The sequence below is a fragment of the Microbacterium sp. 10L49 genome (assembly GCF_056395125.1).
This window is the reverse complement of record NZ_JBFTIW010000002.1, coordinates 539,549-565,302: the sequence shown is the minus strand read 5'-3', so window position 1 is coordinate 565,302 and position 25,754 is coordinate 539,549. Positions and strand designations below refer to the sequence as shown.

Annotated in this window: 24 protein-coding genes; 20 read left to right on the top strand and 4 right to left on the bottom strand. The window is 71.2% G+C overall.

Annotation, left to right across the window (positions count from 1 at the left end; all coding sequences use genetic code 11):
- Positions 1–119 precede the first annotated feature (119 nt).
- Positions 120–947, bottom strand: a complete 828-nt coding sequence (locus AC1DCT_RS07145) for an endonuclease domain-containing protein (protein WP_477428242.1) — start codon at positions 945–947, stop codon at positions 120–122.
- A 344-nt stretch (positions 948–1,291) separates the two neighbouring features.
- Between AC1DCT_RS07145 and AC1DCT_RS07140 the strand changes: the two genes are divergently transcribed.
- From AC1DCT_RS07140 to AC1DCT_RS07125, 4 genes are all read left to right on the top strand, one after another.
- A complete protein-coding gene (locus AC1DCT_RS07140) occupies positions 1,292–1,666 on the top strand; it encodes a holo-ACP synthase (RefSeq protein WP_440733944.1) in 375 nt (124 codons plus the stop codon).
- Entirely contained in the window at positions 1,663–2,772 is a 1,110-nt protein-coding gene (gene alr, locus AC1DCT_RS07135; RefSeq protein ID WP_477428240.1) for an alanine racemase, read from the top strand. The genes AC1DCT_RS07140 and alr overlap by 4 nt, the downstream gene beginning before the upstream one ends.
- The gene (gene tsaE, locus AC1DCT_RS07130) at positions 2,769–3,257 is read left to right on the top strand and encodes a tRNA (adenosine(37)-N6)-threonylcarbamoyltransferase complex ATPase subunit type 1 TsaE (RefSeq protein WP_477384057.1); all 489 of its coding nucleotides are present in this window, start codon (positions 2,769–2,771) and stop codon (positions 3,255–3,257) included. Before alr ends, tsaE begins: the two co-directional genes overlap by 4 nt.
- A gap of 122 nt (positions 3,258–3,379) precedes the next feature.
- Positions 3,380–4,282 (top strand): response regulator transcription factor, encoded by a 903-nt coding sequence (locus AC1DCT_RS07125; protein WP_477428238.1) that lies wholly within the window; start codon positions 3,380–3,382, stop codon positions 4,280–4,282.
- Between the two features lie 293 nt (positions 4,283–4,575).
- Here the strand turns inward: AC1DCT_RS07125 and AC1DCT_RS07120 are convergent, their stop codons facing one another.
- The gene (locus AC1DCT_RS07120; protein ID WP_477428236.1) at positions 4,576–5,793 is read right to left on the bottom strand and encodes a chitinase; all 1,218 of its coding nucleotides are present in this window, start codon (positions 5,791–5,793) and stop codon (positions 4,576–4,578) included.
- Between the two features lie 237 nt (positions 5,794–6,030).
- Here AC1DCT_RS07120 and AC1DCT_RS07115 point away from each other — a divergent pair, with 237 nt between their 5' ends.
- From AC1DCT_RS07115 to AC1DCT_RS07085, 7 genes are all read left to right on the top strand, one after another.
- Positions 6,031–7,626, top strand: a complete 1,596-nt coding sequence (locus AC1DCT_RS07115; RefSeq protein ID WP_441977739.1) for a sensor histidine kinase — start codon at positions 6,031–6,033, stop codon at positions 7,624–7,626.
- Positions 7,623–8,780, top strand: coding sequence for a hypothetical protein (locus AC1DCT_RS07110; protein WP_477428234.1), 1,158 nt, complete (start codon positions 7,623–7,625; stop codon positions 8,778–8,780). Before AC1DCT_RS07115 ends, AC1DCT_RS07110 begins: the two co-directional genes overlap by 4 nt.
- 65 nt (positions 8,781–8,845) lie before the next feature.
- A complete protein-coding gene (tsaB, locus tag AC1DCT_RS07105) occupies positions 8,846–9,493 on the top strand; it encodes a tRNA (adenosine(37)-N6)-threonylcarbamoyltransferase complex dimerization subunit type 1 TsaB (RefSeq protein ID WP_441977737.1) in 648 nt (215 codons plus the stop codon).
- 35 nt (positions 9,494–9,528) lie between these two features.
- Positions 9,529–9,972 carry a ribosomal protein S18-alanine N-acetyltransferase gene (gene rimI, locus AC1DCT_RS07100; RefSeq protein WP_477428445.1) on the top strand — a complete coding sequence of 148 codons (444 nt, stop codon included), beginning with the start codon at positions 9,529–9,531 and terminating at the stop codon, positions 9,970–9,972.
- Positions 9,965–11,071 (top strand): tRNA (adenosine(37)-N6)-threonylcarbamoyltransferase complex transferase subunit TsaD, encoded by a 1,107-nt coding sequence (gene tsaD / locus AC1DCT_RS07095; protein ID WP_441977736.1) that lies wholly within the window; start codon positions 9,965–9,967, stop codon positions 11,069–11,071. Before rimI ends, tsaD begins: the two co-directional genes overlap by 8 nt.
- Complete coding sequence (locus AC1DCT_RS07090) at positions 11,071–11,514, top strand: hypothetical protein (protein ID WP_440733935.1); 444 nt, start codon at positions 11,071–11,073, stop codon at positions 11,512–11,514. Before tsaD ends, AC1DCT_RS07090 begins: the two co-directional genes overlap by 1 nt.
- 244 nt (positions 11,515–11,758) lie before the next feature.
- Positions 11,759–12,712 (top strand): hypothetical protein, encoded by a 954-nt coding sequence (locus AC1DCT_RS07085; RefSeq protein ID WP_477428232.1) that lies wholly within the window; start codon positions 11,759–11,761, stop codon positions 12,710–12,712.
- Positions 12,713–12,718: 6 nt separating this feature from the next.
- Here AC1DCT_RS07085 and AC1DCT_RS07080 read toward each other — a convergent pair whose 3' ends face one another.
- A complete protein-coding gene (locus tag AC1DCT_RS07080) occupies positions 12,719–13,969 on the bottom strand; it encodes a class I SAM-dependent methyltransferase (RefSeq protein ID WP_477428230.1) in 1,251 nt (416 codons plus the stop codon).
- A 250-nt stretch (positions 13,970–14,219) separates the two neighbouring features.
- Between AC1DCT_RS07080 and groES the strand changes: the two genes are divergently transcribed.
- From groES to guaB, 5 genes are all read left to right on the top strand, one after another.
- A complete protein-coding gene (gene groES, locus AC1DCT_RS07075) occupies positions 14,220–14,516 on the top strand; it encodes a co-chaperone GroES (protein WP_440733932.1) in 297 nt (98 codons plus the stop codon).
- A 138-nt stretch (positions 14,517–14,654) separates the two neighbouring features.
- Entirely contained in the window at positions 14,655–15,614 is a 960-nt protein-coding gene (gene rarD / locus AC1DCT_RS07070) for an EamA family transporter RarD (RefSeq protein ID WP_441977733.1), read from the top strand.
- A gap of 370 nt (positions 15,615–15,984) precedes the next feature.
- Positions 15,985–16,920, top strand: a complete 936-nt coding sequence (locus tag AC1DCT_RS07065; protein WP_477428228.1) for a helix-turn-helix domain-containing protein — start codon at positions 15,985–15,987, stop codon at positions 16,918–16,920.
- Positions 16,921–17,077: 157 nt separating this feature from the next.
- Positions 17,078–17,557, top strand: a complete 480-nt coding sequence (locus tag AC1DCT_RS07060) for a hypothetical protein (protein ID WP_477428226.1) — start codon at positions 17,078–17,080, stop codon at positions 17,555–17,557.
- Between the two features lie 198 nt (positions 17,558–17,755).
- Positions 17,756–19,258 carry an IMP dehydrogenase gene (gene guaB / locus AC1DCT_RS07055; RefSeq protein WP_477428224.1) on the top strand — a complete coding sequence of 501 codons (1,503 nt, stop codon included), beginning with the start codon at positions 17,756–17,758 and terminating at the stop codon, positions 19,256–19,258.
- A 135-nt stretch (positions 19,259–19,393) separates the two neighbouring features.
- On the opposite strand, the gene AC1DCT_RS07050 is transcribed toward guaB, so the two are convergent.
- A complete protein-coding gene (locus AC1DCT_RS07050; protein WP_477428222.1) occupies positions 19,394–20,884 on the bottom strand; it encodes a DHA2 family efflux MFS transporter permease subunit in 1,491 nt (496 codons plus the stop codon).
- 97 nt (positions 20,885–20,981) lie between these two features.
- Between AC1DCT_RS07050 and AC1DCT_RS07045 the strand changes: the two genes are divergently transcribed.
- From AC1DCT_RS07045 to AC1DCT_RS07030, 4 genes are all read left to right on the top strand, one after another.
- The gene (locus tag AC1DCT_RS07045; protein ID WP_441977730.1) at positions 20,982–21,626 is read left to right on the top strand and encodes a TetR/AcrR family transcriptional regulator; all 645 of its coding nucleotides are present in this window, start codon (positions 20,982–20,984) and stop codon (positions 21,624–21,626) included.
- Between the two features lie 71 nt (positions 21,627–21,697).
- Positions 21,698–23,386 (top strand): ABC-F family ATP-binding cassette domain-containing protein, encoded by a 1,689-nt coding sequence (locus AC1DCT_RS07040; RefSeq protein WP_477428220.1) that lies wholly within the window; start codon positions 21,698–21,700, stop codon positions 23,384–23,386.
- Between the two features lie 33 nt (positions 23,387–23,419).
- A complete protein-coding gene (locus AC1DCT_RS07035) occupies positions 23,420–24,541 on the top strand; it encodes a GuaB3 family IMP dehydrogenase-related protein (protein WP_477428218.1) in 1,122 nt (373 codons plus the stop codon).
- Between the two features lie 88 nt (positions 24,542–24,629).
- Positions 24,630–25,400: an SURF1 family protein gene (locus AC1DCT_RS07030; protein WP_477428443.1), complete on the top strand. Its 771-nt coding sequence runs from the start codon at positions 24,630–24,632 to the stop codon at positions 25,398–25,400.
- Positions 25,401–25,754: the final 354 nt, after the last annotated feature.

Below are 25,754 nucleotides of genomic sequence, written 5' to 3'. Positions count from 1 at the left end.
CGGCTGACGGGTTCCCGATGGGCGGGAGTTCTTGGGCCGGATCCTCAGCCAGGCGTGCGGGGCTCAGCCGGATGGCCGGGGACGGGGCAGACCCGGAGAACGGGGCGTTCCGGAACTGGTCAGGCCCGGGAACGACTGAGTGCGGCCAGGATGGCGTCGACGACGACGTCCCAGTGGTGGATGATCATCGCGTAGTCGAAGCGAAGCGTCTCGTAGCCGAGGCGGGATGCGACGGCGTCACGCCACAGGTCGCGGTGCCGCCGCGCACGGCCTCCGTGGTTGTCTTCGCCGTCGGCTTCGAGGATGATCCGTCCGCCGACCACGAAGTCGACCCGCCCCACCTCGGGGATCGGCACCTGGCATTCCAGGCGGAGCCCGATCAGGTGGAGCCTCAGCCGTAGGATCGACTCGAGACCGCTCTGCGCGTCCGGGCGAGCGAGGTCTACCAACCACTCCGCGGTCGCCGGGAGGACGGCGCGGATGCGGGCCCGCGCTGCGGCCCCGATGAGCCGCTTGTTCCATGCCGACTCGTATGCGGCGAAGAAGAGCTCGTCGCCGTGGCAGTGAAACGCATGCACGAGCGCGTGTTCCACGGGCGCGACGCCCAGACGCATGCGGCCGGGCCGGTAGTGCGCCATGCAGGCACAGTCGGGATGGTCGTGGGATCTGCCGCCGATGCCGAGCCAGACGTGTGGCTGCACGTCCTCGCTCAGCGTCCAGATCCCGTGCACCCGCAGCCCGAGCGCGCAGGTGAGGGCCCCGCCGTGCATCGCCGCGGTCACGACGGCGTCCGGCGCGTCGATCGAAGCGTAGACCCCGTCGCGCACCTTGCCGATCGCCCCGCGGGCGGCTGCTGCGGCGAGGTTCTTACGGGTGCAGCCGAACGCTGACAGCTCGATGCCGCGGGCGACGAGGCGGGTTTTCAGGAGCACGGCCGGATCCGACATCCTCCGATCCTGAGGTCCCCGCGGCGATGGTAGAGGACGAATCCCGCAATCGGTGCGGAAACCGACCAAGACCACGCATGTGAGGATCCATTGTCTCGGGCTGCGCGGACGTTCCGCTGAGACGATCTCAGGACGTTCGGCTGAGGCGATCACGTCAGGCGGAGGTCTCGGGCGGATCTGGTCAGCCAACCGTGCGTCGTTCAGCCATCTCGCCCCGAGGGAGAACCTGAGTTCGCCTCCGCCACACGGCGCATGCCGCGGTCCCGGACCGGGCCGGTCCACGCGCGCGGAGGTGGACCGCTGACGGATCCGGCCCCGCGGATCCTGCCAGGTAGGCTGAATCGGTGATCATCGGCACCGGCATCGACCTCGTGGACATCCCGCGGTTCGAGCGGACCGTCGCCCGCACGCCCCGTCTGATGCAGCGGCTGTTCGCCCCGTCGGAGCAGGCGCTGCGGTTGCCGTCGCTCGCCGCGCGGTACGCGGCGAAGGAGGCGCTGATCAAGGCACTGGGCGGATCTGACGGCGTGCACTGGACCGAGATCGAGATCGCGTCGGAGCCGTCGGGCCGGCCCTACTTCGTGCTGAGCGGCAGCACCCAGGCCGCTGTCGCAGAGCGCGGCATCACCACGCTGCACCTCTCCCTCACGCACGATGCGGGCCTCGCCGCGGCGTACGTGGTGGCGGAGGCTCGTGCGACGGGGGAGGACCAGGCATGACCGCCCCGTTCCGCGAGGCCACGATCGACCTCGACGCGATCAGCGACAACACCCGCCACCTGCGCCGGCTGACGGGCGTCGAGGTCATCGGTGTCGTCAAGGCGAACGCCTACGGCCACGGTGCGGCTGACGCCGCGGTCGCCGCGCTCGCAGGCGGCGCCGGCAGCCTCGGCGTCGCCACGGTCGAGGAGGGGCTCGAGCTGCGCCGCCAGGGCATCAACGCCAGGATCCTGGCATGGCTGCACGCCCCGGGCCGCCGCTTCGATGACGCCGCCGCGAGCAGCCTCGACCTGGGCATCTCGAGCCTCGAGCAGCTGCTCGCCGCCGCCGAAGCCGGGCGGGGGGCGGATCCGGTCCGGGTGCACCTCAAGTTCGAGACGGGCCTGAGCCGCAACGGCATCGCGCCCGCCGACCGCTCTCGCCTGCTCGCCGAAGCCGCGCGTCTCGAGCGGATCGGCCGTGTGCGCATCGTCGGACTGTTCAGCCATGTGTCCAACACCTCGCCCGAGGACGACCGAGCCGCCCTCGCCGCCTTCGAGGAGGCGTGCGCCGAGGCCTCGGCGAACGGGATCCACCCCGAGGTGCGCCACCTCGCCGCGACGGCTGCGGCCATCGACCTGCCTGAGACCCGGCTCGATGCGGTGCGCATCGGGATCGGCCTGTACGGCGTCAGCCCGTTCGACGACCGCAGCCCGAGCGATCTCGGACTGCGCCCCGCGATGACTCTGCGCGGGGCGGTCGCCGCCGTGCGGCGGGTGCCCGCGGGCACGGGCGTCTCGTACGGCTACACGCACCGCACCGAGTCGGAGACCACGCTGGCGCTGGTCCCGCTGGGCTATGCGGACGGCGTGCCCCGGCAGGCTTCCGGGCGCGGTCCGGTGCAGATCGGCGGCCGCCGCTACACGGTCGCCGGCCGCATCGCGATGGACCAGTTCCTGGTCGACGTCGGCGACGATCCGGTCGCCGTGGGCGACGAGGTGGTGCTGTTCGGCGACCCCACGCTCGGGGTGCCCTCCGCTCGGGACTGGGGGAACGCGGCGGACACGATCGACTACGAGATCGTGACGAGGATCGGCCCGCGTGTGCCGCGCCGGAGCGTGTCATGACCGCCCTGGACGAGCTCGCGGGCCAGCATGAGATCCGCACTGCCGAGGCCATGGAGGAGCTCGGCCGCCGGATCGGATCCGACCTGGTCGCGGGCGACGTGCTGATCCTCACCGGCCCGCTCGGGGCGGGCAAGACCACGTTCACGCGCGGGCTGGCGGAGGGGCTCGGCGTGCGCGGTCCGGTGCAGAGCCCGACGTTCGTGATCGCCCGTACGCACCCGTCCCTGGTCGGCCGCGCGCCGCTCGTGCACATGGACGCGTACCGGCTCGGATCCGCCGCCGAGCTGGACGATCTCGACGTCGACGTGCCCGGATCCGTCGTCGTGGTCGAGTGGGGTCGCGGCATGGCCGAGGAGCTCTCCGACGCCTGGTGGGACATCGAGCTGGAGCGCCCGGTCGGCGCGGGCGTCGATGACCTCTCCGCGGAAGAGCTCGACGCCGACGCACCCCGCGTCGTGACCATCACTCGCGAGACAGCCCGCTGAGACGGGGATCGGTGACCGGAGCGCTCCGGGACCGCCGACGGAGTCCGGACAGGGATCCGACCGCCGGGACGCGCGTCGCGAGCATATCGATATGATGCTGACGACCGAGTGCAGGGAAGAGCATGCCTGAAGACGACACGAAGACCGCCGTCATCATCGAGGATGATCCGGACGTCCGCTCCCTGCTCGACGAGGTGTTCCGTTCCGCCGGATTCCACACGGTGCTCGCCGGCACCGGGCTGGAGGGCGTCGCCGCGGTCGCCGAGCACGAGCCGATCATCACGACGCTCGACATCAACCTCCCCGGCATAGACGGCTTCGAGGCGGCCCGGCGGATCCGCGCCGTCAGCGCAACGTTCATCATCATGCTGTCCGCCCTCGGCGAGGAGTCCGACGTCGTGCTCGGGCTCACCTCCGGTGCCGACGAGTACCTCGTCAAGCCGTTCCGCCCCCGTGAGCTCCGCGCCCGCATCGAGGCGTTGCTGCGTCGCCCGCGCAACGCGCACCCGGCAGCGACGGATCCCGCTGGGACGGCCCACGCCGGGACGGGCGCGGCCCCGCAGCCTGTGCGCGGCACGGGTCAGACACCCGCGCACGGGACCCCCGCCGACGGCCAGCAGGCCCCGGCACGCAACCCCTCGCTCACGCCTGCGATCGCGCTCCCCGGCACGGCGGGCCAGTGGCGCGTGCACCGCGACATCAGCCTCGATCCGGTGACGCACACGGTGGTCGTGGCGCAGCGCGAGGTCGATCTGACCCCCACCGAGTTCGATCTGCTCGCGACCCTGCTCGAGTCGAAGCGCCGGGTGCGCAGCAAAGCGGATCTGGCACTCGTGCTGCGCGGGGAGGCGTTCGGATCCGCGTCGTACGTGGGCGAGCCGGACAAGCGGGCGATCGAGGCGCACATGGCCAATCTCCGGCGCAAGATCGGCGACAGCACCGCGGATCCGCGCTACATCGAGACCGTGCGCGGGGTGGGCTACCGGCTCACCGCGCACGCGGACGAGGCATCCGCCGAGGTCTGACCGGCCCTGCCCGACGGGGTACCCGCAGCTCCGGCGAGCGAGGATCGGCGGGCGGCATGACGGAGGCGCCGATCCCGATGTCGGCGCCCCGTCGGCGATCCCGTTGATCGCCTCCGTACGGCGCGGGTTCCGAACCCGCGCCTTCCGTGGAGCCCCGGGCGCCGATCCCCACCGGCACCCGAGCTCCGCGTCCCGCCACCGAGTCCCCATCGGTGTCGGGTTCCCGCTCCCGGGCAGGGGCCCGGGAGCGGGATGGCGCCCTGTCCCCGGGGCGCCGCCCACTCCGTCCCGGATTACGGGTCCCTGGTCGGAGTGGGAGTCGATGCCGGCGGTGGTGCCGGCGAGCCGGTGAAGGGCGCTGAGGCGCTGCCCGACAGGGATGCGGTCGGCCCCGGGGTCGCCAGGAGCGTGGGGGCGACCGCGAAACCGCGGCCCAGCACCGCCGCGAATGCCGCGTCTCCCTGCGCGACTCCGCTGCAGGAGTCGGACGCGGCGGCAGGATCCTGGTGGTCCGCATCGCAGGCGCGGTCGCGGTTGAGCGACCACATCGAGACGCGGGCGAGCCGTTGCTTCTGGGCGAAGGCGTTCAGGGTCGCGGCGTCGTCGAGCGCGAACACCTCGTCGCGCACGTCGTTGTGGCCGATCATCGGCGTCGCGCCCATGATCGCCCATGCTCCGCCCGCGGGGAGCGCCAGGTGCAGGTCGTCGTAGAGCCGGCCGAGCTGGTCGTGCACGGCCGTGAGCGATGTGATCGCGGCGGCCGCCATCGACCGGCCTGCGAGCGGTGCGCCGTCGTCCATCGTCATCGCGTTGACCCCGGAGAGCTGCACGCCCGCCTGCAGCAGCTGGCGGATCGAGCGCAGTCCGTCGGTGCCGAGCCCGTCCTGCCCGGCGGGCAGCGTGAGCCACACCGACAGCTCCGAGCCCTTCGCCCGCTGCCGTTCCTGCAGTCGGGCCACGGCCTCCGCGCGGCGGTCGCCGGCGAGCACGTCGCTGAGGGCGGGGCGCTCCAGGTCGAGGTCGATCGTGGTGACCGTGTAGCGCTCCAGCACCGCCGCGTAGGCGTTCATCAGGTCGCCGATCGACGCGCATGCTCCGGCGAGCTCGGTGCCCCTGGAGCCGCCGAACGACACGGTCACCGGGGCCCCGGACTGCTGCTTCTGCGCGATCCGGTGGTCCAGGTCGAGCGCATCGCCCGCCTCGGCGAGCGAGTACACCCCGCCCCAGGTCGGACGGCAGGCGTCGCCGGGCGCCGCGGTGACGAACGCCAGGACGACCGCATCGGATCCGGATCCTGGCAGCACGTCCGCCGGGGGATCCGTCGCGGTGACGTCGTAGTAGCCGCCGAACCAGCGCGGGCCCGTCGCCGCTCCGGGCGCCGCTTCGTCGCGCAGCAGGAACCACGGCACCACGACGATGCCTGCCACCACGGTGAGGGCGACGAGCACGCCCACCAGCACGCGCCAGACGGACAGGCGTCCGCCGGACGGGGGTGCAGAGGGGCCGGTCATCGCAGCACGCTCGCTTTCTGCCCGTCGACGGCGGTATGCGGATCCGATGCGACGGCAGCGGGTCCGGTCGGGTGGAGGACCTTCGATGTTGCGATGCTAGGCGTGGCGATATATCCGTTGAAGTGCCTTGGGTCCTTCTTTGGATAACCTTGCGGAAGCGTTGAGCGTCAGGGTCTCCGCCCGGGTCGCGTGACGCGTCCCGCAGCGGTTCCGTGCCGCGTCGGAGAGAGGATCGGCATGTCCCGCAGGGCGTCGATCTGGCGTTGGCAGCTCATCTTCGTCAGCACCACGGTCGCGGTCGCGGTGCTCGTGGCAGCACTCAAGCCGACGGTGTTCGCGACCCCGCTGTTCACCGCCGGCCTCGCGCTGTCCGTGCTGACCACGGCGGCGGTGCTGGTGGTGCCGTGGGACCGCATCCCGCCCGCGGGGATCCTCCTCGTCCCGATGATCGACATCTGCGCGATCGGCCTCACGACGCAGGCCCCGGACATCCGGCTCGGGTTCCTCTGGGTGATTCCCATCACGTGGATCGCCACGTACTACTCGATGATCGCCGTGTTCGGCGGCATCGCCCTGATCACTGCCTTCCTGTTCACCGTCGCGAACCAGACCGGTCTGATCTCGGATGTGGTGCTGCGGGTGCTCATCACGGCGTTCGCGCTCGGGTTCCTCGGCACCACGATCCGGATCGGGGTGCAGCGCTCGCGCGCCTCCCGGCGCCTGCTGCGGCGCCGGTCCGAGCAGATCGACCGGGTGGCGCGGCGGGCCGAGACGCACGAGCGCCGGGTGACCCAGATCATCGACGCGCTGGACACGGCGCTCGCCGCGGTCGGCGAGGACGGCACGATCCTGAAGGTGAACGACGCCTACCGGCGCCTTTACGGCCTGGACGCGGATGGTCTCGCACTGCCCGCGCTCGCGGTGGAGTACGACGATCGGGAGGGGGAGCCCGTCCCCGTGGATCGGACGGTGATGGCCCGGGCGGCGCGTGGCGAGCACCTCGCCGGCGAGCGGGTGTGGCTGTACGGCACCGACGGCGAGTGGCGGGCGCTCGAGGTCGATACGCAGCCGATCGCCAGCGACGCCGATCAGGGCGCTGTCGTGCTGGTCAAGATCGACGACGTCACCGCCCGGCTCGCGGCGGCCGAGGAGCGCCGGCTGCTGTCGGCGATCCTCACGCACGAGCTGCGCAACCCGCTCACGGCGATCGTGGGCCACGTCGATCTGCTTCTCGAGCGTGAGGATCTGCCGGCGCGCGCGGCGGACCAGCTGGGCGTGGTCGCGGGGGCTGCCGAGCGGATGCAGGATCTGGTCACGACGGCGTTGGACGCCTCCCGTCCTCGCCATCGGGTGCTGTCGGAACCGGTCGATCTGCACCCCCTGGTGCAGGCCTCGGTGTCGTCGTTCCTGCCGACCGCCACGGCGAACCGGCTGCGGGTCGAGGTGACGGGGGAGCCGACCCTGCTCATCTACGGCGACGCGTTCCGGCTGCGGCAGGTGGTCGACAACCTGCTCAGCAACGCGGTCAAGTACACCGCGCCCGGCGGCTCGATCCTGCTCTCGCTGGGCGTCGCCGACGACGCACGCGCGGAACTCGTCGTCGCGGACACCGGATCCGGCATGGTCCCCGCCGATGTGGAGCAGCTCTTCCAGCCGTACTTCCGCGGCGAGCGGGCAGAGCTCAGCGGGGTGCCTGGCACAGGCCTGGGCCTCGTGGCGGTCCGCGACATCGTGACCGCCCATCACGGCACCATCGACGTCAGCAGCAGGCTCGGCGAGGGCACGCGCATGCGCGTGCTCCTGCCTCGGCGTCCCGAGAGGAACGACGCATGATCACCCTCACCGCACCCATCGGCATCACCGTGAACACCTCCGTCACGCTGGTGGCGCTGGTGACGCTGTCCGCCGCGCTGGTGTTCGGGCTGGCTCTCATGCCGCGCCCGAGCAGGGCCACCATCACGTGGTCGGTCGGATTCGGCGTCGCCATGCTCGCGACCTACGTGTGGGTGGCCGCGAACCAGTTCGACAGCGCGCCGCTGCGCGCGCTGTCTTCGGGCCTGATCGTGTGCTTCGAACCGCTGCTGTGGCTCGGCATACGCGCCTATGCGGGAAAGCGACCGCTCTGGCCGGCGGCAGTGGCGTTCGTCGTGGTCGCGCCGGCGCTGCTGACGGCGACCAGCACCACCGCCGTGTACCCGACGATGTTCCGTGTCGTGTTCACGGCGGCGGCGGTGTTCGCCGGTCTCGCGGCGTGGGAGCTGTTCCGGCTGCGGATCAGTGCCCGTGACGTGGTGCTGCCGCTGGCACTGGTGTCATCGGCGTTCGTCGTGGTGGCGGTGTTCGGCGTCATCGCCGGACTCGCGGGCGTCGGATCCTCTCCCGGCGACGAGCTGCGCATGCTGCGCGACATCAACGGCGTCGGAATCCTGCTGACCAGCCAGTGCGCGGCGATCACGATCGTGCTCCTCGCCCGCGGCGAGGCACTGCTGCGCGGTGGCGGACGCAACAGTGCGGACGGCACCGCCACCAGCGCAGCGCTGCGGGCGCGCCTGGCCCGTGCTCAGCAGGCGCAGGAGCCGGCGTGGTCGCTGCTGGACATCCGCTTGGACGATCCCGCAGACCTGGCGGAGGCCTCGGGCCCGGCCGTGTTCGCCAGCATCGTGGAGGCGTTCCACGCGCACGTGCTCGACGCGCTGCCCGCCGCGGCCGACGTCGAGCGGGTCTCGGACGTGCGCGTGCTGGCTCTGCTGCCGGGTGGTGAGGACGCGGTGCGGCGCGAACTGCGGGCGCTGCTGCAGCGGGTCTCCACGATCGAGGACTCCGGGCCCCGCGCGTCCGTGCGCGTGTCGGCGAGCGTGGGCTGGGCCGGCGCGCCCGCCGCGGAGTACGACCTCGATGCGCTGGCAGCCGTCGCGGCCGAAGCCGCAGCCCTCGCGCAGGATCGCGGCGGCGACCGCTGGGAGCGTGCCGGGGTCTCCACGCGCTGACCGACGGATCAGGGACGGACCGCTCGCAGGGACCGGTCGGCGGCCGTGGCGGCTACCCTGGAAGGGTGATTCTCGGCGTGGACACCTCACTCGGCTCGGCCGTCGGCCTGATCGGTCGCGACGGGCGCACCCTCGCCGATGTGGCACAGGCAGGGCATCTCGGGCACGCCGAGGCGATCGGCTCCCTGTTGGAGCAGGTCCTCGCGGCCGCGCCGGCGGAGGGGTCCGAAGAGGTGCCGGATCCGCTCACGCACGTCGCCGCGGGCATGGGGCCCGGTCCGTTCACGGGACTGCGGATCGGCATCGCCGCCGCACGCGCATTCGCGCTCGGGCGAGGCATTCCGGTGATCGCCGTGCCCAGCCACCACGCCGCCGCGCTCGCCGTGATCGAGGGCGAGCATCCGCCGCAGCACCCCTTCGCGATCCTCACCGACGCCCGCCGCCGCGAGACCGCGGTGACCGTGTACGAGGGGATCGACGTGGACGGCATCCCGCACGCCGTGGTCGACACGGTGCTCGTGCCGCAGGGCGACGTCGATCGCAAGCTGGGGGCGCTGCGTCGCTTCGAGGTCGCCGCGATCTCGGGAGCTGCCGTCGCGCGTGTCGCCCGCCGCGCAGTCGCCGCCGGACGCACCCTGACCGGATCCGAGCCGCTCTACCTGCGCGCTCCGGACGCCCGCGTGCCCTCGGCGCCGAAGCGGGTGGGGTCGTGATCCGCGCCGCGACGGCGGCCGACCTCGATGCGATCATGCTCATCGAACGGCGCTCGTTCCCGACCGACGCGTGGAGCGTCGAGCTGATGGCGGCTGAACTCGCGAGCCCGCACGGCCGCTACTTCGTCGACGTGGAGAACGGTGCAGAGCAGGCCGAGGGCGAGCACGTGGTCGGTTACGGGGGCGTGCGCGCACTGCGCGGATCCGCCGACAGCGACATCCAGACCATCGCCTTCGATGCCGAGCACCGCGGATCCGGCCGCGGCAGAGCGCTGCTGCGGGCGCTGCTCGCAGAAGCGGCGGAGCGCGGCGCACGCGAGGTGTTCCTCGAGGTGCGCGCCGACAACCCGGTCGCCCAGGGGCTGTACCTCTCGGAGGGGTTCGCCGAGATCGGCCGGCGGGCCGGCTACTACCAGCCCGACGACGTGGATGCCGTGATCATGAAGCTCGACCTGCGCGGGAAGGGATCCGATGACTGACCAGCCCCTCGTGCTCGGGATCGAGACGAGCTGCGACGAGACCGGGATCGGGATCGTCCGCGGCCGGACCCTGCTGTCCAACACGATCTCGTCGAGCATGGACGAGCACGCCCGCTACGGCGGTGTCGTGCCCGAGGTCGCGGCCAGGGCGCACCTCGAGGAGATGCAGCCGGCGATCGAGCGGGCCCTCGCCGAGGCGCAGGTGCGACTGGAAGACCTCGACGCAATCGCAGTGACCAGCGGGCCAGGACTCGCGGGTGCGCTCATGGTCGGCATCGGTGCGGCGAAGGGTCTGGCGGTGTCGCTCGGCAAGCCGCTGTACGCCGTGAACCACCTCGTCGGGCACATCGCCGCTGACATCCTCACACCCGACTCCGTGCCCCTGGAGTACCCCACGATCGCGCTGCTCGTCTCGGGCGGGCACACCTCGCTCCTGCACGTGCGCGACCTCACCACCGACGTCGAACTGCTCGGCGAGACCGTCGACGACGCCGCCGGCGAGGCGTTCGACAAGGTCGCCCGCATCCTCGGCCTGCCGTATCCCGGAGGGCCGGAGATCGACCGTGCGGCGGTGGACGGGGATCCCGCCGCGATCCGGTTCCCGCGAGGGCTGTCGCGTGCGTCGGATCTGGACAAGCACCGCTACGACTTCTCCTTCTCCGGGCTGAAGACCGCGGTCGCCCGCTGGATCGAGCGGGAGGAGGCCGCGGGCAACCCGATCCCCGTGGCAGACGTCGCCGCGAGCTTCCGCGAGGCCGTGGTCGACGTGCTCGTGACAAAGGCGCTGGCGGCCTGCGCCGACCGCGGCGTGCCTCGGCTGCTGCTCGGCGGCGGCGTCATCGCGAACCGCCGGCTGCGCGACGTCGCGCTCGCCCGTGCAGCGGAGGCGGGAGTGACGGTGCGGATTCCGCCGCTGTCGCTCTGCACCGACAACGGCGCCATGATCGCCGGGCTCGCGGCGGAGCTGATCGCCTCCGGCCGGCGCCCCTCCACGCTCGCGTTCGGCGCCGATTCGACGCTGCCGGTGACCGAGATCCAGGTCGCAGAGGACTCCTCCGCAGCGGCGGACGCTCGCGTCCGCGTGGGCGCCGAGGTCTGATGATGGCGACCACGGACGGGAAGGATCCGCAGCGCTACACCCGGCTGCCGACGGCTCCCGTGCCCGTGGGTGTGGAGAGCGGGCCGCAGCTGGACGGCGGGGTCGAGATCGAGGATCTCGAGCTCGACCGGGACGGCGCGACGGTGGCACACGAGGAGTGGCACCCCACGGACGGGACCGAGGCCCCGACGCCGGCGCCCGCCGAGCCGCGGCTGGCGCCATGGGCGCTGCTGTCCGCGATCGTGGCTCTGTTCGCCTCGCTGTTCGTCGGCTGGGGGATCCCGGTCGCGATCGTCTCGGTGATCGCCGCGATCATGTCGCTGCGCCGGCCGGAGGAGAGTCGTGCCCTGGCGGTCTGGGCGCTCGTGCTCGGGAGCGTGGCAACGCTGTACAGCGCGGGATGGCTGCTCTGGGCCGCCTACCGGTTCGGCTGGTTCGGATAGCGCCATGGCGGATCCGGAACCGGGCGAGGAACGTCGCGAGCTGGAGCGCCGTGCCTTCGGCCGGGACGGATCCGGCCTGAGTCCGGCCGAGGCCGCGCAGCTGACGGAGCTGCGGCGCGCGGATGCCGCCGCGCCGGGCCCGGAGCCTGCCGAAGGGACGCTCCCCACGTCAGGCGCCCAACCTGTTCCGGGGCGAGCGCACCGAGACGAAGGCTCCCCACCGCTCGCGCCCGATCCGCCGACGATGTCCCGTCTCGCTGACGGATCCGGCGTGATCGTCGGTGGAACGGGACGGAGTCGGCCGTTCGGGACAGCTCGTGAACGGGTAGTCGCCTGGTTCGCCACCGGCCGCGGGAAGCGCCCTCGCTACCTCATCGGCACAGCGGCGGCGTTGATCCTCGTCGGTCTGCTGATCGGCTGGGCCATCCCGCGCCCGCCCGACGTGGGGCTCGCCCTCCGGTCCGGCGAGGCTGAGCGGCGGGACACGCTCCTCCACGACGCGAAGTACGACCCCGGGAGCGTACTGCTGCTCGATCGGCAGGCGGATGCCCTGTTGTGGACCTGGACGGAGGTGGGTGGACAACTGCGCTGCGCCGCGCTGGACGTGCCGGGGTTGCCGATGGAGCGGCAGTGCCAGCGGATCGAGGACCTCAAGAAGAATCCGTACTCCCTTCAGGTGAACACGACCGTTGCTCCGGCTTCGGGCCGCAACGTGCAGGTCGGCTACGGAGGGGTCGTGTTCCTCGCGGGACGAGGGTTCCCCGGCGGGGCCATCCAGCGCTGGGAGGCCGAGTCGCGGACGATGAACCAGGGGATGAGCGACGCGGAGATCGCGGCGACGGCGAGGATCTCGGCCGAGCAGCAGCTCGAGGGGCTGTCCATCGTCGGGCGCTGGCGGGGGCTGACGATCTGGCGCGGCTACGCGGACAGCGGAACATCCCAATGCCTGATCGTCGAGGCCCCCGAAACGCAGCGGGCGTGCGGATCGGATGGCAGCACGTATGACGGCTCGTCGAAGGTTCTCAGTTTCACCGAGCCTGTGGATCCCCGCGGGACGGTGGTCAGGCTAGAGCTGGCCGCGACGCGGGACCGGCCCTCCGCGATCATCGAGATGCGCTTCGCCGTGTACGCCGTGCCGTATCTCATCATCACGGAGAACGCCGATGTCGGGGTCGAGGGACTCCTCACGGCGCCATGACGGCTCTCAGACCCGGTCCGCGAGGATCGCATGCCGCCTGTCGCCGATGCGCACGAGGATCAGGGTCGCCTCCGCGGAGCCGCGCAGGTTCAGCTTCTTGCGGAACGCGGCCGGATCCACGTCCACGCCGCGCTTCTTGATCTCCAGGCGTCCGATGCCCGACTTCTTGAGGGCGGATCCGATCGCCTTCGGGTTCATCGGCAGCACTTCGCGCACCCGGAACGATGCGGCGAACGGGCTGTCGGCAGGAGCATCGGAGGTCAGATACGCGATGTGCGGATCCAGCATGCCCGCGTCGAGGCTGCGCGCCAGGTCGCCGATCAGGCGGGCGCGGATCACGGCGCCGTCGGGCTCGTGCACATAGGCGCCGAGCTCCCGCACCTCGGCGTCCTCCGTGTCGGCAGGGGCGGTCAGCTCGTGGGCGCGGTCGCCGCGCATCACGAGCGCAGCCCGCCGAACACCTTCGCGCGCCAGTTCGCCCGACCACAGCACCAGCTCGACGACGTCACCATCCGCGCTCACCCACTGCGCCTCGACGTCGGTGGGGATCGTGTCCCGGTCATGGGCGGGCCCGAGCTTGATTCCGGTGGGGATGCGCGCGGCGAGCGCGAATGCCCAGTCCAGCGAGGGGGAGTAGTCGTCTGCGGAGACGCGACGGGTCTCGGAATGCCCCGCGCTGCGCCGTGCCGGATCCAGCCACACCGCCTCGGTCGCCCCTCCGGGGTCGTTGAGCGAGGACGCCGAAGGCGACCGAGACGAAACGTCGTCTCCAGCGGTCGAGGGCGCGTGATCCTCCGCGAACCCGTGCCGCACCTCGGCGTCGGATCCGAACGGTGCGAGGTTGTACGCCGCCAGCGCGGCCGTGACCTCGTCGGCGTCCACGGCCGTGACCCGCAGCCCCGCGCCGGCGAACGCCAGCGCGTCGCCGCCGATCCCGCAGCCGAGGTCGGAGACGTGCGCGATCCCGGCCGCGCGGATCCGTCCGGCATGACGCGCGGCGACGCCGAGCCGGGTCGCCTGCTCGAGGCCGGCGCGGGTGAACAGCATCCGGTCCGCGAACTCGCCGAACTTCGCCGCCCCCTTCGTGCGCAGTCGCGCCTGGCCGACCACGGCGGACACGAACTCGGGCGAGTGCCCCTCCGCCCGCAGGCGCATGACCGCGCGGGCGGCCGCATCCGTGGATCCGATCTCGCCGAGCTCGTCGATCGCCCGCAGCGCCTCGGGCGTCAGCAGGGTTCGCAGTTCGCTCATATCCACGCGGTCCAGGCTATCCGTCCGCCATGCGCGGACCGGCCCGTCGGGTGCACGCGCTGTCGGCGAGGGCACACGTTCTTCGCGCCAACACGCCGTGCAGTCGGCGAGCGCGTGTGCTCTCGGCGCGGGGGCGGACGGCAGGGGCAGGTTGGCACTCTGATTGCATGAGTGCCAGCGATGTGCCTAGACTGTCGTTAGCACTCTCAGGCTGAGGGTGCTAATCAGTCTTGAACCGTCAAGAAAGAGGTAGACCGTGTCGGTTTCCATCAAGCCGCTCGAGGACCGCATCGTCATCAAGCAGGTCGAGGCCGAGCAGACCACCGCGAGTGGCCTGGTCATCCCTGACACCGCCAAGGAGAAGCCCCAGGAGGGCGAGGTCGTGGCCGTGGGCCCCGGCCGCATCGATGACAACGGCAACCGCGTCCCGCTCGACGTCAACGTCGGCGACCGCGTGCTCTACAGCAAGTACGGCGGCACCGAGGTGAAGTTCGGCGGCGACGAGTTCCTCGTGCTGTCCGCGCGCGACGTGCTCGCCGTCGTGGTGCGCTGAGCGTCCACTGACGTCTCGAAGGCCCGGATGCCCTGCGCATCCGGGCCTTCGTCGTGTGTTGGAGACGGATCGGGATCCGTGGGCCTTGCATCTCGCACAGCGGCCTGCCTCGTCGCCGCACGGCAATAGGGTGGATCGGTGACCACCACCCCCCGCAGCGCCCAGACCGTGGGCGTCGCCTCCGCGATCGGCGCCTATCTGCTGTGGGGCGTGCTGCCGCTGTACTTCCTGCTGCTCGCGCCGACGGGCCCGTGGGAACTGGTGGCCTGGCGGGTCGCGCTCTCGTTCGTGTTCTGCCTCATCCTGCTGGCGATCACCCGAGGCTGGAAGCCGCTGATGACGATCGTCCGGCAGCCGCGACTGCTGGCGCTGACGGCGCTCGCCGGGGTGCTGATCTACATCAACTGGCAGGTGTTCGTCCTCGCCACCCTGAACGGCGAGATCGTCGAGACCAGCCTCGGCTATTTCATCAACCCGATCGGCACCATGCTGCTGGGCGTGTTCGTGCTCAAGGAGAAGCTGCGCCGGCTGCAGTGGGTCGCGATCGGGATCGCGACCGTCGCGGTGCTGGTGATCGTCTTCGCCCACGGCACCTTCCCATGGATCGCGCTCTCGCTGACCGCCTCGTTCGGCATCTACGGACTCGTCAAGAAGAAGATCGGTCCCTCGGTCGACGCCGTGAGCGGTCTCACCCTGGAGTCGTTCTGGCTGCTGCCGGTCGCCGTCGTGCAGTTGATCGCCGTGGGACTCACCACCGGCATCACGATGGGCGCGAACGGCCCGCTCCATGCGAGCCTGCTGGCCTTCGCGGGCATCGCCACCGCCGTGCCGCTGCTGCTGTTCGCCGCAGGCACCCGCAGGATCGGGCTGACCGTGATCGGCATGATCCAGTTCATCACCCCGATCATGCAGTTCCTGGTCGGCGTGCTCGTCATGCACGAACCGATGCCGACCGAGCGGTGGATCGGCTTCGCGATCGTCTGGGTCGCGATCGCCGTGTTCCTGATCGACCTCGCGCTCGCCGCCCGCCGGATCCGATCCGGCCGAGGAACGGTCGAGGCGTCGAACCCCGGCACCGACACGATCCCCGTGCCCTGACCCTCTCGCGGCGGCCGGCTTCGGAATCGGGGTCGACCGGATCCGGGTCTGCTGGATCCCGCGTCTGCGGGATCCGCGTCTGCGGGATCCGCGTCCTCTAGATCCGGGTCTGCGCGACGATGGCGCAGCGAGCAGGGTCGCTGAGCGCCCGGCCCCAGTGGCCCGCAGAGCCGGCCCCGCGCGCGCCCGAGGCCTCGCTGTGGCCAGGTCCGCCTCCTTACGCCGAGTGCGTGCGACCCCGCTTGTGATCGGCGCGCGCGTCACCTCCTCCCGGTCGCCGACTCCTTCCTCTGTGGCGAGTCGAGGTCCGGATGCCCGAAAGGCTCGCCGCATATCGGAACGGCTCGTGGGGAGCCATGGGGAGGCAAGCGTGCTGGTTCAGCAACTTCCGTCCGGGGACGTCGTCGCCCGGCTGGCCAGCGTCCGAGATCGGCCGAGTGCCACGAGCACGGGGGCTCTCCGTGCGGCGGGGGCTCCGGCCGCGTCCGCGCCGCCGAAGAACCTGGTGTTCGGCGCGGTGACCATCTCGGTCCATGAGCACGACGCCGGCTCCGACCGCGCCTCCGGTGTCGCCGCCGGACGCCTGAGACTGTTCCTGGTGCGCGGGGGATCCGTCGAGATCCCCACCCGCGACGGCCGGCAGGTGATCCGCGATGGCCAGGGGATTGTGGTGACCGGAACGGCCTCGGTGCGCATATCATCCTCATCCTCCGGTGAGATGATCGGCATCGGCATGCCCCTGGACGAGATCCCGCAGTTCTCGCTGCCGAGGAATGCGGCGATCCCCATCGAGGACGCGGCGCTGCTCCGGCCCATCGGAGCGTTCGTGCACACTCTGCACGGCGACGACGAGATCGATGTACTCTCGCGCGGGCGCTTCTCGCAGATCCTGCGCGACATGCTCCTGGTGGCGATCCGGCGGGCGACCATCGGCGTCGGGCCTGCGACCGTGCCCTCCATCCATCAGCGCGCCGCCGCGATCCTGCGGCAACGTCATGCGGACGCGGGGCTCAGCCCCGCGGAGGTGGCGGCCGAGGTGAATGTGTCGCTGCGCCAGCTGGAGCGCGAGTTCCAGTCGTCGGGCCGGACGATCCGACAGGAGATCCGGCGCATTCGCGTGGCCGCCGCCGTGGCCCTGCTGCAGGAGGAGGGCCAGCCGCCGCAGACGATCGACGCGATCGCCGTGCAGGTCGGTCTGAGCAACGGGTCGAGTCTGGCGCGGGCGATGGCGGCCGAGGACCTGCCGTCGCCTGCACGCCTGCGTGCGGCGGCACGATCCGGCCTGTCAGGCCGTAGTCATACCTGACACGACCGGTTTCGCACGCGGGTCGACGGGGTGGAACGCTCGGTGCTCCCGAGGGAGGATCCGCGGGTTGGATGACGGAGGACCACCGCCCCCGGCACCCGCGGGGAGCGGTCTCACCGCCTCCGCCCCGACGGACGCAGACAGAACTGGAGCAGTCATGCCCGATACCCTTCCCGCACGCCAGGTACCCCGCCGCGCCATCGTCAAGGGTGCCGCGTGGTCGCTGCCGGTCATCGCCGCGGCGGTGGCGACGCCGCTCGCGGCGGCCAGCGAGACGGCGCCCGTGGCGAACTACGCCGAAGTGACCGCGACGGCGAACCCGAAGGTCGGCACGAACCCGAACTTCAAGATCCAGGGCCAGTACACCGACGGCGCGAACTACGTCGACGGCTCCCTCAAGGCCGGCACCCTCGTCACCTTCACATTCGCGAACGGCGCGACGGCCGCCTCGTACTCGGGCCTGTCCGGCCTGAGTTTCGTCAGCGGCGACCCTGCGGCCGGCGGGCCGGCCATCTTCCAGGTGACGGCGTCGACGACCGCGCAGGTCAAGGTGACGTTCAACAACGTCGCGCCGGTGGGTGGCGCCATCACCGCCGAGGTTCTCGGCGGCACGGGCACTGCGACCATCACGGCCTGATCCGGCGGCGGGACCGGGATCGGCCCCGTTCTCCTCTTCGCCCGCGGCCGCCGTCATCCCCCTGTGACGGCGGCCGCTCGCATGCGCCGCGGATGAGCGCCCCTGAGCGTCCACTCCACGAGTCCGTTCCTGGGAATACCGCACCCCACGCGGCACTTAGAATCGATACACGCGCGCAGAAGAGGAGCCCCGCAACCCATGGAGCAGCACGACCCGTTCGGTTTTGTCGGATTGACCTACGATGACGTCCTGCTCCTGCCCGGGCACACGGACGTGATCCCGAGCGAGGCGGACACCTCCTCGCGTGTGACGCGCCGGATCTCGGTCGCCACACCTCTGCTCTCCAGTGCGATGGACACCGTGACCGAGGCGCGCATGGCGATCGCCATGGCGCGCGAGGGCGGCCTGGGTATCCTGCACCGCAACCTCTCCATCGCCGATCAGGCCGCGCAGGTCGACCGCGTCAAGCGCAGCGAGTCCGGCATGATCACGGATCCGATCACCACGACCCCCGACGCGACGATCGCGGAGGTCGACGCGATGTGCGCGAAGTACCGCATCTCGGGTCTGCCCGTGGTCGACCCCGACGGCCGCCTGGTCGGCATCGTCACGAACCGCGACATGCGCTTCGTCTCCGGATCGGCCAAGCAGACCACACTCGCGCGCGACGTGATGACGAGCGAGAACCTCGTGACCGCGCCCGTCGGCGTCGAGGCCGCACAGGTCATCGCGCTCTTCGCGAAGCACCGCGTCGAGAAGCTGCCGCTCATCGACAAGGACGGCAAGCTCGCCGGCCTCATCACCATCAAGGACTTCGACAAGAGCGAGAAGTACCCGCTCGCCACCAAGGACGACCAGGGCCGGCTGCGCGTCGGCGCTGCGATCGGCTTTTTCGGCGACGCCTGGGAGCGCGCCGAGGCGCTGCGCGACAAGGGTGTGGACGTGCTCGTCGTCGACACCGCCAACGGCCAGTCGCAGGGCGTGATCGACCTCGTCAAGCGACTCAAGGCGGATCCGTCCTTCGCGCACATCGACATCATCGGCGGCAACGTCGCGACCCGCGAGGGCGCGCAGGCGCTCGTCGACGCCGGAGTGGACGCCGTCAAGGTCGGCGTCGGCCCTGGCTCGATCTGCACCACCCGCATCGTCGCCGGTGTGGGCGTGCCGCAGGTAACGGCCGTGTACGAGGCGTCGCTCGCCGCGCGCCCGGCCGGCATCCCGGTCATCGCAGACGGCGGCCTGCAGTACTCCGGCGACATCGCCAAGGCGCTCGTCGCCGGTGCCGACGCCGTGATGCTCGGATCCCTGCTCGCCGGTACCGAGGAGTCCCCGGGCGAGATCGTGTTCCAGGGCGGCAAGCAGTTCAAGCTGTACCGCGGAATGGGCTCGCTCGGCGCGATGCAGACCCGCGGCAAGCAGACGTCCTACTCGAAGGACCGCTACTTCCAGGCCGACGTGCCCAGCGACGACAAGCTCATCCCCGAGGGCATCGAGGGCCAGGTTCCCTACCGCGGCCCGCTGTCCGCCGTCGCGTACCAGCTGGTCGGCGGCCTGCGCCAGTCGATGTTCTACGTCGGCGCGCGCACGATCGAGGAGCTCAAGACGCGCGGCAAGTTCGTGCGCATCACGGCGGCCGGGCTCAAGGAGTCGCACCCGCACGACGTGCAGATCGTGGTCGAGGCGCCGAACTACAAGCGCTGAGATCTCCGAAGGCCCGGATCCTGAAATCGGATCCGGGCCTTCGTCGTCCACCTGGCCCTGCTCGCTGGTCGCGTATTGCGGTCATTCCTGCCGTGGAACCGCAATCTGCGACCAGCGAGCAGGGAGGGGGCGGGATCAGCGACCCGCGGCGAGAGCCTCCGGAATGGCGGCCTCCGCCTCGACGTCGATCCCATCCTCCGCGTGCCCGCCGCGCCCAGCCGGCAGCCAGAGCGCGATGACGGCGGCGACCAGCAGTACCGCGGCGCCGGTGAACACGGCGGGGCGAGCGGCGTCGACGTAGTGGTCGGGCAGCAGCTGGCCGCCGGCGCCCACGAAGATCGCCGTCATCACGGCGGTGCCAAGGGCGACGCCCAGCTCGCGGAGCGTGGAGTTCACTCCCGACGCCTTCGCGTGGTCGATCAGGCCGAGCGTGGCGAGCAGTGCCGTCGCCGAGGGGGCGAAGACGAGGCCCATGCCGATGCCGGCGAGGACGAAGGGTGCGACGAGAGCGGCGTAGGGCACGTCTGTGGCGAGCTGGGCGGCCAGCCAGCCCAGGGCGACGCCTTGCAGCAGCAGGCCGGTGACGAGCAGCACCCTCGTGCCCACGCGCGGCGCGATCAGGCCCGCGAGCGGCGCCACGATCATCGGCGCGAGCGTCCACGGCGTCGTCTGCACGGCGGCCTCGAGCGGGGTCGCGCCCTGCACGACCTGCAGGAACTGGATCAGGATGAACACGGATCCGAAGGTGCCGAAGCTGAACGCGAAGCCGACGACGTTCGTGATCGAGAACGACCGGTCGCGGAACAGCCGCAGCGGCATGAGCGGCGCGGCCGAACGCAGCTGCCAGGCGAGGAACGCGATCAGGAGCGCGCCGCCCAGGGCGAGCTCGGCGATCACGCCGATCGTGTCCCAGCCGTCGTCGTTGCCGCGCACGATCGCGTGGACGAGGGCCAGCACGCCGCCGGCGGCGAGCACCGCGCCCGGCACGTCGATACGCACGCGGGCGCCGAAGTCGTTGGCGAGCACCATCAGGGCCAGCGGGATCGCGATCACGGCGATGGGCACGTTGATCCAGAAGATCGCCTGCCAGTTCCAGCCCTCCATGATGGCGCCGCCGATGAGCGGTCCGACGGCGACGCCGAGCCCGGAGACACCGCCCCAGATGCCGATCGCGAGCGGGCGCCGCGCGGCGGGCACCGCGCCGGTGAGGAGGGCGAGCGACAGCGGCATGACGGCGGCCGCACCCAGCCCCTGCACGGCGCGGGCGGCGATGAGCTGGCCCGGGTCTGTGCTGAGCGCCGCGAACAATGAGCCGGCCCCGAACAGGGCGATGCCGAGCGCGAACACCGTGCGGCGGCCGAACCGATCGCCGAGCGCGGAGGCGACGAGGATCGCGCCGGCGAAGGCCAGCGTGTACGCGTTCACGAACCACTGCAGCTGCTCGATCGTGGCGCCCATCTCGCGGTGCAGCACGGGGAGGGCATTGGTCATGACGAGGTTGTCGAGGGTCGCCATGAACATTGGCAGGGAGGCGGCGGCGATGACGAGCGCGACCGGGCGCGATGGCCGGGGCACGAGGCTGTTGCGGCTCCGGCGAGCGGCTGCGGCGGGCGAGGGAACGGTCATGGGAAGCTCCAGTTGTAATTGAATGATTACTAGCGCTGGAGTCAATGTAGTAATCGAATGATTACAAAGTCAAGTCATTCGCTGATAACCTTTCGGCATGACATCGGCAGCGCCCACGGACACCGCCCACGGCGACGACTCCGGCCGCCGTCTCTCCTCCCCGGAGCGGCGCGCGCAGATCATCCTCGCCGCGCTCACGGTCTTCGGCTCGCGCGGCTACGAGGGGGCCACGACCGACCAGGTCGCGCGCGCCGCGGGCGTCAGTCAGCCCTATGTCGTGCGCCTGTTCGGATCCAAGGAGAACCTCTTCCTCGCGACGATCGAGTTCTCGCTCGACCGCCTGCTGTCGGTCTTCCGCGAGGCGCTCGCCGCGTCGGACGAGGGCGGTGAGCAGCCCGTCGGCAAGCGCATCGGGGAGGCCTACGTCGACCTCATCGAGGTGCGGGGTCTGCACCAGACGCTCGCGCACGCCTACCTCCTCGGCAGCAATCCGGCCATCGGAGCTGCGGCCCGCCAGGGGTTCGCGAGGGTCTGGCGCTTCTTCCGCGACGAGGTGGGCCTCGAGGCCGACGAGGCGCGCAGCTTCCTCGCCGAGGGCATGCTCATCAGCACCATGATCGGACTGCGGATCGTGGACGACTACGGATCCGATCCGCAGATCACCGAACTGTTCCGGGCGTGCTTCCCGAACAAGCTGCCGCATGTGCTCGAGGTGCTGCCGCGCAACGAGCACCGGCTGTAGCCGGCCGCTGTTCCTGATAGCCTGGTCGGCTCGCTGTCGCGCAAGAGGTCGCGGGCGAAAGGACCACCACCGTGGGATACATCGATGTCGCCGGCGTCTCGCTCACCCTGTCCGACGGCCGCCCCCTGCTCGATGAGGCCTCGTTCCGCGTCGGCGCCGGATCCACGAGCGCCCTGATCGGGCCGAACGGCGCCGGCAAGTCCACGATCCTGCGGATCATCCGCGGCGACCAGGCTCCGGACGCCGGGGTCGTGACGATCGACGGATCCCTCGGCGTGATGGACCAGTTCGTGGGCCATGGTCGCGCGGGGCAGACCGTGCACGAGCTGCTCATCGCGGTTGCGCCCTCGCGGATCAGGGTGGCGGCCGAGGCGCTCGAGTCCGCCGAGAACGCCCTGATCGAGGACGACACCGAGCCCACACAGATGCGGTATGCGACCGCGATCGCCGAATACGCGGACGCCGGCGGATACGAGCACGAGACGGTCTGGGACCAGTGCACGGTCGCCGCTCTCGGCGTCCCTTTCGAGCGGGCGCGGTTCCGTGATCTCGCGACGCTCTCGGGAGGCGAGCAGAAGCGGCTCGCGCTCGAGGCGCTGCTGCGCGGCCCGGATGACGTGCTGCTGCTCGACGAGCCGGACAACTACCTCGACGTGCCAGGCAAGCGCTGGCTCGAGGAGCGGCTGCGCGAGACGCCGAAGACGGTGCTGCTCGTGTCGCACGACCGCGAGTTGCTCGCCAGGGCGGCCGATCGCATCGTCACGCTCGAGCCGGGCGGCGCGGGCGCCACGGCGTGGGTGCACGGTGGAGGGTTCGGCACCTACCATCAGGCGCGGATCGATCGGCTGGACCGGCTCGATGAGCTGCGCCGGCGCTGGAACGAGCAGCACGAGAAGCTGAAGACTCTCGTCGCGAACCTCAAGGTCAAGGCGTCCGCGAACGACGGCTTCGCCTCCCGCTATCAGGCCGCGCAGACCAGATTGCGCAAGTTCGAGGAGGCGGGACCGCCCGAGGAGCGCCCGCCTGCGCAGGACTTCGACATGCGACTGCGCGGTGCACGCACGGGCAAGCGCGCGATCGTGTGCACCGACCTCGAGCTGACCGGTCTCATGCGGCCCTTCGATGCCGAGCTCTGGTTCGGCGACCGTGTGGCCGTGCTGGGCTCGAACGGATCCGGGAAATCTCACTTCCTGCGGCTGCTGGCCCGCGGCGGCAGCGATCCCGATGCGACGCTCGGACATCTCACCGGCGCGGGGGAGCGGCTCGACGAGGTCGCCCACTCCGGCACCGCAGTGCTCGGCGCCCGCGTCGTGCCAGGCCTGTTCGCGCAGACCCACGCGCATCCGGAGTTCGCCGGACGCACGCTGCTCGAGATCCTGCACCGCGGCGACGACCGCAGGGCGGGGATGCCCCGGGATGCGGCCAGCTCGGCCCTGGACCGCTACGGGCTGGTGCGCCAGGCGCAGCAGGAGTTCTCGCAGCTCTCCGGCGGGCAGCAGGCACGGTTCCAGGTGCTGCTGCTCGAGCTGTCCGGTGCGACCCTGCTCCTGCTCGACGAGCCCACGGACAACCTCGACCTCGAGTCGGCCGAGGCGCTCGAGGACGCGATCGCGAGGTTCGAGGGCACCGTCGTCGCGGTCACCCACGACCGCTGGTTCGCGCGCTCGTTCGACCGCTTCCTCGTGTTCGGCGAGGACGGCGGCGTGTACGAGTCGGACGCGCCGGTGTGGGACGAGCGCCGGGTCGCGCGCACCCGCTGAGGGCGGCAGAGGCAACCCGGGTAGGCTGGGGTCGTGACTCAGGAGATCGAGCTCGGCCGAGGCAAGCGCGCGCGTCGCGCATACACGTTCGACGACATCGCGGTGGTGCCGTCGCGGCGCACCCGCAACCCGGAGGACGTCTCCACCGCGTGGACGATCGATGCGTTCCCGTTCGAGATCCCCGTGCTCGGCGCCCCGATGGATTCGGTGATCAGCCCTCGCACGGCCATCATGCTGGGCCAGCTCGGCGGCCTGGGTGTGCTCGACCTCGAGGGCCTGTGGACCCGCTACGAGGATCCGCAGCCGCTGCTCACCGAGATCGCCGGTCTCGACGAGGCCACCGCCACGTCGCGCATGCAGGAGCTCTACGCCGAGCCGATCAAGCCCGAGCTGATCAAGGCGCGTCTGGCCGAGATCCGTGAGGCCGGGGTCACGGTCGCCGGATCCCTCACGCCGCAGCGTACCCAGGAGCTGTACCAGACCGTCGTGGAGGCGGGCGTCGACCTGTTCATCATCCGGGGCACGACCGTCTCGGCCGAGCACGTGTCGAGCGTCGCCGAGCCGCTGAACCTGAAGAAGTTCATCTACGACCTCGATGTCCCCGTGATCGTGGGCGGTGCCGCCACCTACACCGCGGCCCTGCACCTCATGCGCACCGGCGCGGCGGGCGTGCTGGTCGGCTTCGGTGGGGGAGCGGCCTCCACCACCCGCGCCACGCTGGGCATCCACGCGCCGATGGCCACGGCCGTCTCCGACGTCGCCGCAGCGCGCCGTGACTACCTCGATGAGTCGGGCGGCCGCTACGTGCACGTGATCGCCGACGGCGGCGTGGGCACCTCGGGCGACATCGTCAAGGCGCTCGCGATGGGCGCCGACGCGGTCATGCTCGGCGTCGCGCTCGCGCGAGCCACCGACGCTCCCGGCCAGGGCTTCCACTGGGGTCCCGAGGCGCACCACCCGAAGCTGCCGCGCGGCCGGCGCGTGGCGGTCGACGGCGTCGCGACGCTCGAGGAGATCCTGTACGGTCCCGCCCCCGTCGCAGACGGCACCGCCAACCTCATCGGCGCCCTGCGCAAGTCGATGGCGACCACGGGCTACTCCGACCTCAAGGAGTTCCAGCGCGTCGAGGTCGTGCTCTCCCCGTACGAGTCCTGAACGTCCGCCGTTCTTGAACCGTCCCGTGTCCTCTCCGCAGCACTCCGCCGTTCCGACCCCGGAGTTCCCGCCGACCCTGCGCGAGGTCATGCTGCGCGGCCGGTGGATCGGCATGCTGCTGCTGTGCCTCGTGGTGGCCGGCGTGTTCGCCTGGCTCGGCCAGTGGCAGCTCGGCCGCGCCATCGACACGAACCCGCCGCCGCCCGGGGCCACCGAGAAGGTGCTGCCGATCGACCAGGTCGTGAAGCCGGGCGCCTACCTGGACGCACCTCTGGTGGGTCAGCGCGCCGAGACCAGCGGATCCTGGGTCCCCGATGACTTCCTCATCGTCGCCTCGCGTTTCAATGACGGTGCCGAGGGCTATTGGGTGACCGGGCAGCTGCGCATCGCCGGCACCGCGGAGCCCACCTCGCTGGCGGTCGCGATCGGCTGGGCCCCCGATGAGAAGGCCGCCAAGGCCGCTGTGCAGCGCCTGGAGCAGACCGCCGACGGATCCGTCGTCTCTGTGACCGGTCGACTCATCTCCGATGAGGGGCCCGTGGCCCCGCCGCAGGATCAGCCGACCCGCATGGACCGGATGTCGCCGGCCGCGCTGCTCGGGTTCTGGCACGACACCGCCGAGCTGAACGTCTACCGGCCGTACCTCGCTTCCGCCACCCCGCTCGGCGGACTCGACACGATCTCCTCGCCGGCGCCGGAGGAGCACTCCTCGGTCAACTGGCTGAACATCTTCTACGCCGTCGAGTGGGCGATCTTCGCGGGTTTCGCGTTCTACCTCTGGTACCGCCTGGCGAAGGATGCCTGGGAGCGCGAGGTCGAGGACTTCGACGAGCGGCACGGCACCGCCGCCGCCGGCTGAGTCCCGCACTCGGCTGCGAGTTGAGTCCCGGCGCGCCACCGTGGGCCGCGGCCTGACCCCTCGCGTCGGAGATGTGCGCTTCGCTCGGAGGGATTCCCGGATCCGGTCCGAGGATGGCGTACATCTCCGAAAGAGACGACCGCGAACCTCCCGCTCGTACGAGCAAGGAGCGCGTCTGCCCTGCACCTTCGCGCGCCATCCGGTGAAGATCCGTTGTCCTGACAGTGAACTCCTCTCAGCGCGCCCCTAAGGTCCTTGAAGCCCACGCATAGCCTCGCTTAGGGTCGGGTCGTATGCGCCGTCCCCAGGCGGCGCCGTCGGCGGTCCCACGAGGCGGCCGGCGCCCCACCCCGC

What these genes read in the sequence shown, in the direction of transcription:
- alr (WP_477428240.1), top strand. Translation starts at nt 1,663, where the DNA reads ATGACCGCCCCGTTCCGCGAGGCCACGATCGACCTCGACGCGATCAGC.
- tsaD (WP_441977736.1), top strand. Translation starts at nt 9,965, where the DNA reads ATGACTGACCAGCCCCTCGTGCTCGGGATCGAGACGAGCTGCGACGAG.
- guaB (WP_477428224.1), top strand. Translation starts at nt 17,756, where the DNA reads ATGGAGCAGCACGACCCGTTCGGTTTTGTCGGATTGACCTACGATGAC.
- tsaE (WP_477384057.1), top strand. Translation starts at nt 2,769, where the DNA reads ATGACCGCCCTGGACGAGCTCGCGGGCCAGCATGAGATCCGCACTGCC.
- AC1DCT_RS07060 (WP_477428226.1), top strand. Translation starts at nt 17,078, where the DNA reads ATGCCCGATACCCTTCCCGCACGCCAGGTACCCCGCCGCGCCATCGTC.
- AC1DCT_RS07125 (WP_477428238.1), top strand. Translation starts at nt 3,380, where the DNA reads ATGCCTGAAGACGACACGAAGACCGCCGTCATCATCGAGGATGATCCG.
- AC1DCT_RS07120 (WP_477428236.1), bottom strand. Translation starts at nt 5,793, where the DNA reads ATGACCGGCCCCTCTGCACCCCCGTCCGGCGGACGCCTGTCCGTCTGG.
- AC1DCT_RS07115 (WP_441977739.1), top strand. Translation starts at nt 6,031, where the DNA reads ATGTCCCGCAGGGCGTCGATCTGGCGTTGGCAGCTCATCTTCGTCAGC.
- AC1DCT_RS07045 (WP_441977730.1), top strand. Translation starts at nt 20,982, where the DNA reads ATGACATCGGCAGCGCCCACGGACACCGCCCACGGCGACGACTCCGGC.
- AC1DCT_RS07110 (WP_477428234.1), top strand. Translation starts at nt 7,623, where the DNA reads ATGATCACCCTCACCGCACCCATCGGCATCACCGTGAACACCTCCGTC.
- AC1DCT_RS07030 (WP_477428443.1), top strand. Translation starts at nt 24,630, where the DNA reads ATGCTGCGCGGCCGGTGGATCGGCATGCTGCTGCTGTGCCTCGTGGTG.
- AC1DCT_RS07145 (WP_477428242.1), bottom strand. Translation starts at nt 947, where the DNA reads ATGTCGGATCCGGCCGTGCTCCTGAAAACCCGCCTCGTCGCCCGCGGC.
- rimI (WP_477428445.1), top strand. Translation starts at nt 9,529, where the DNA reads ATGCTCATCGAACGGCGCTCGTTCCCGACCGACGCGTGGAGCGTCGAG.
- AC1DCT_RS07090 (WP_440733935.1), top strand. Translation starts at nt 11,071, where the DNA reads ATGATGGCGACCACGGACGGGAAGGATCCGCAGCGCTACACCCGGCTG.
- AC1DCT_RS07050 (WP_477428222.1), bottom strand. Translation starts at nt 20,884, where the DNA reads ATGACCGTTCCCTCGCCCGCCGCAGCCGCTCGCCGGAGCCGCAACAGC.
- AC1DCT_RS07085 (WP_477428232.1), top strand. Translation starts at nt 11,759, where the DNA reads ATGTCCCGTCTCGCTGACGGATCCGGCGTGATCGTCGGTGGAACGGGA.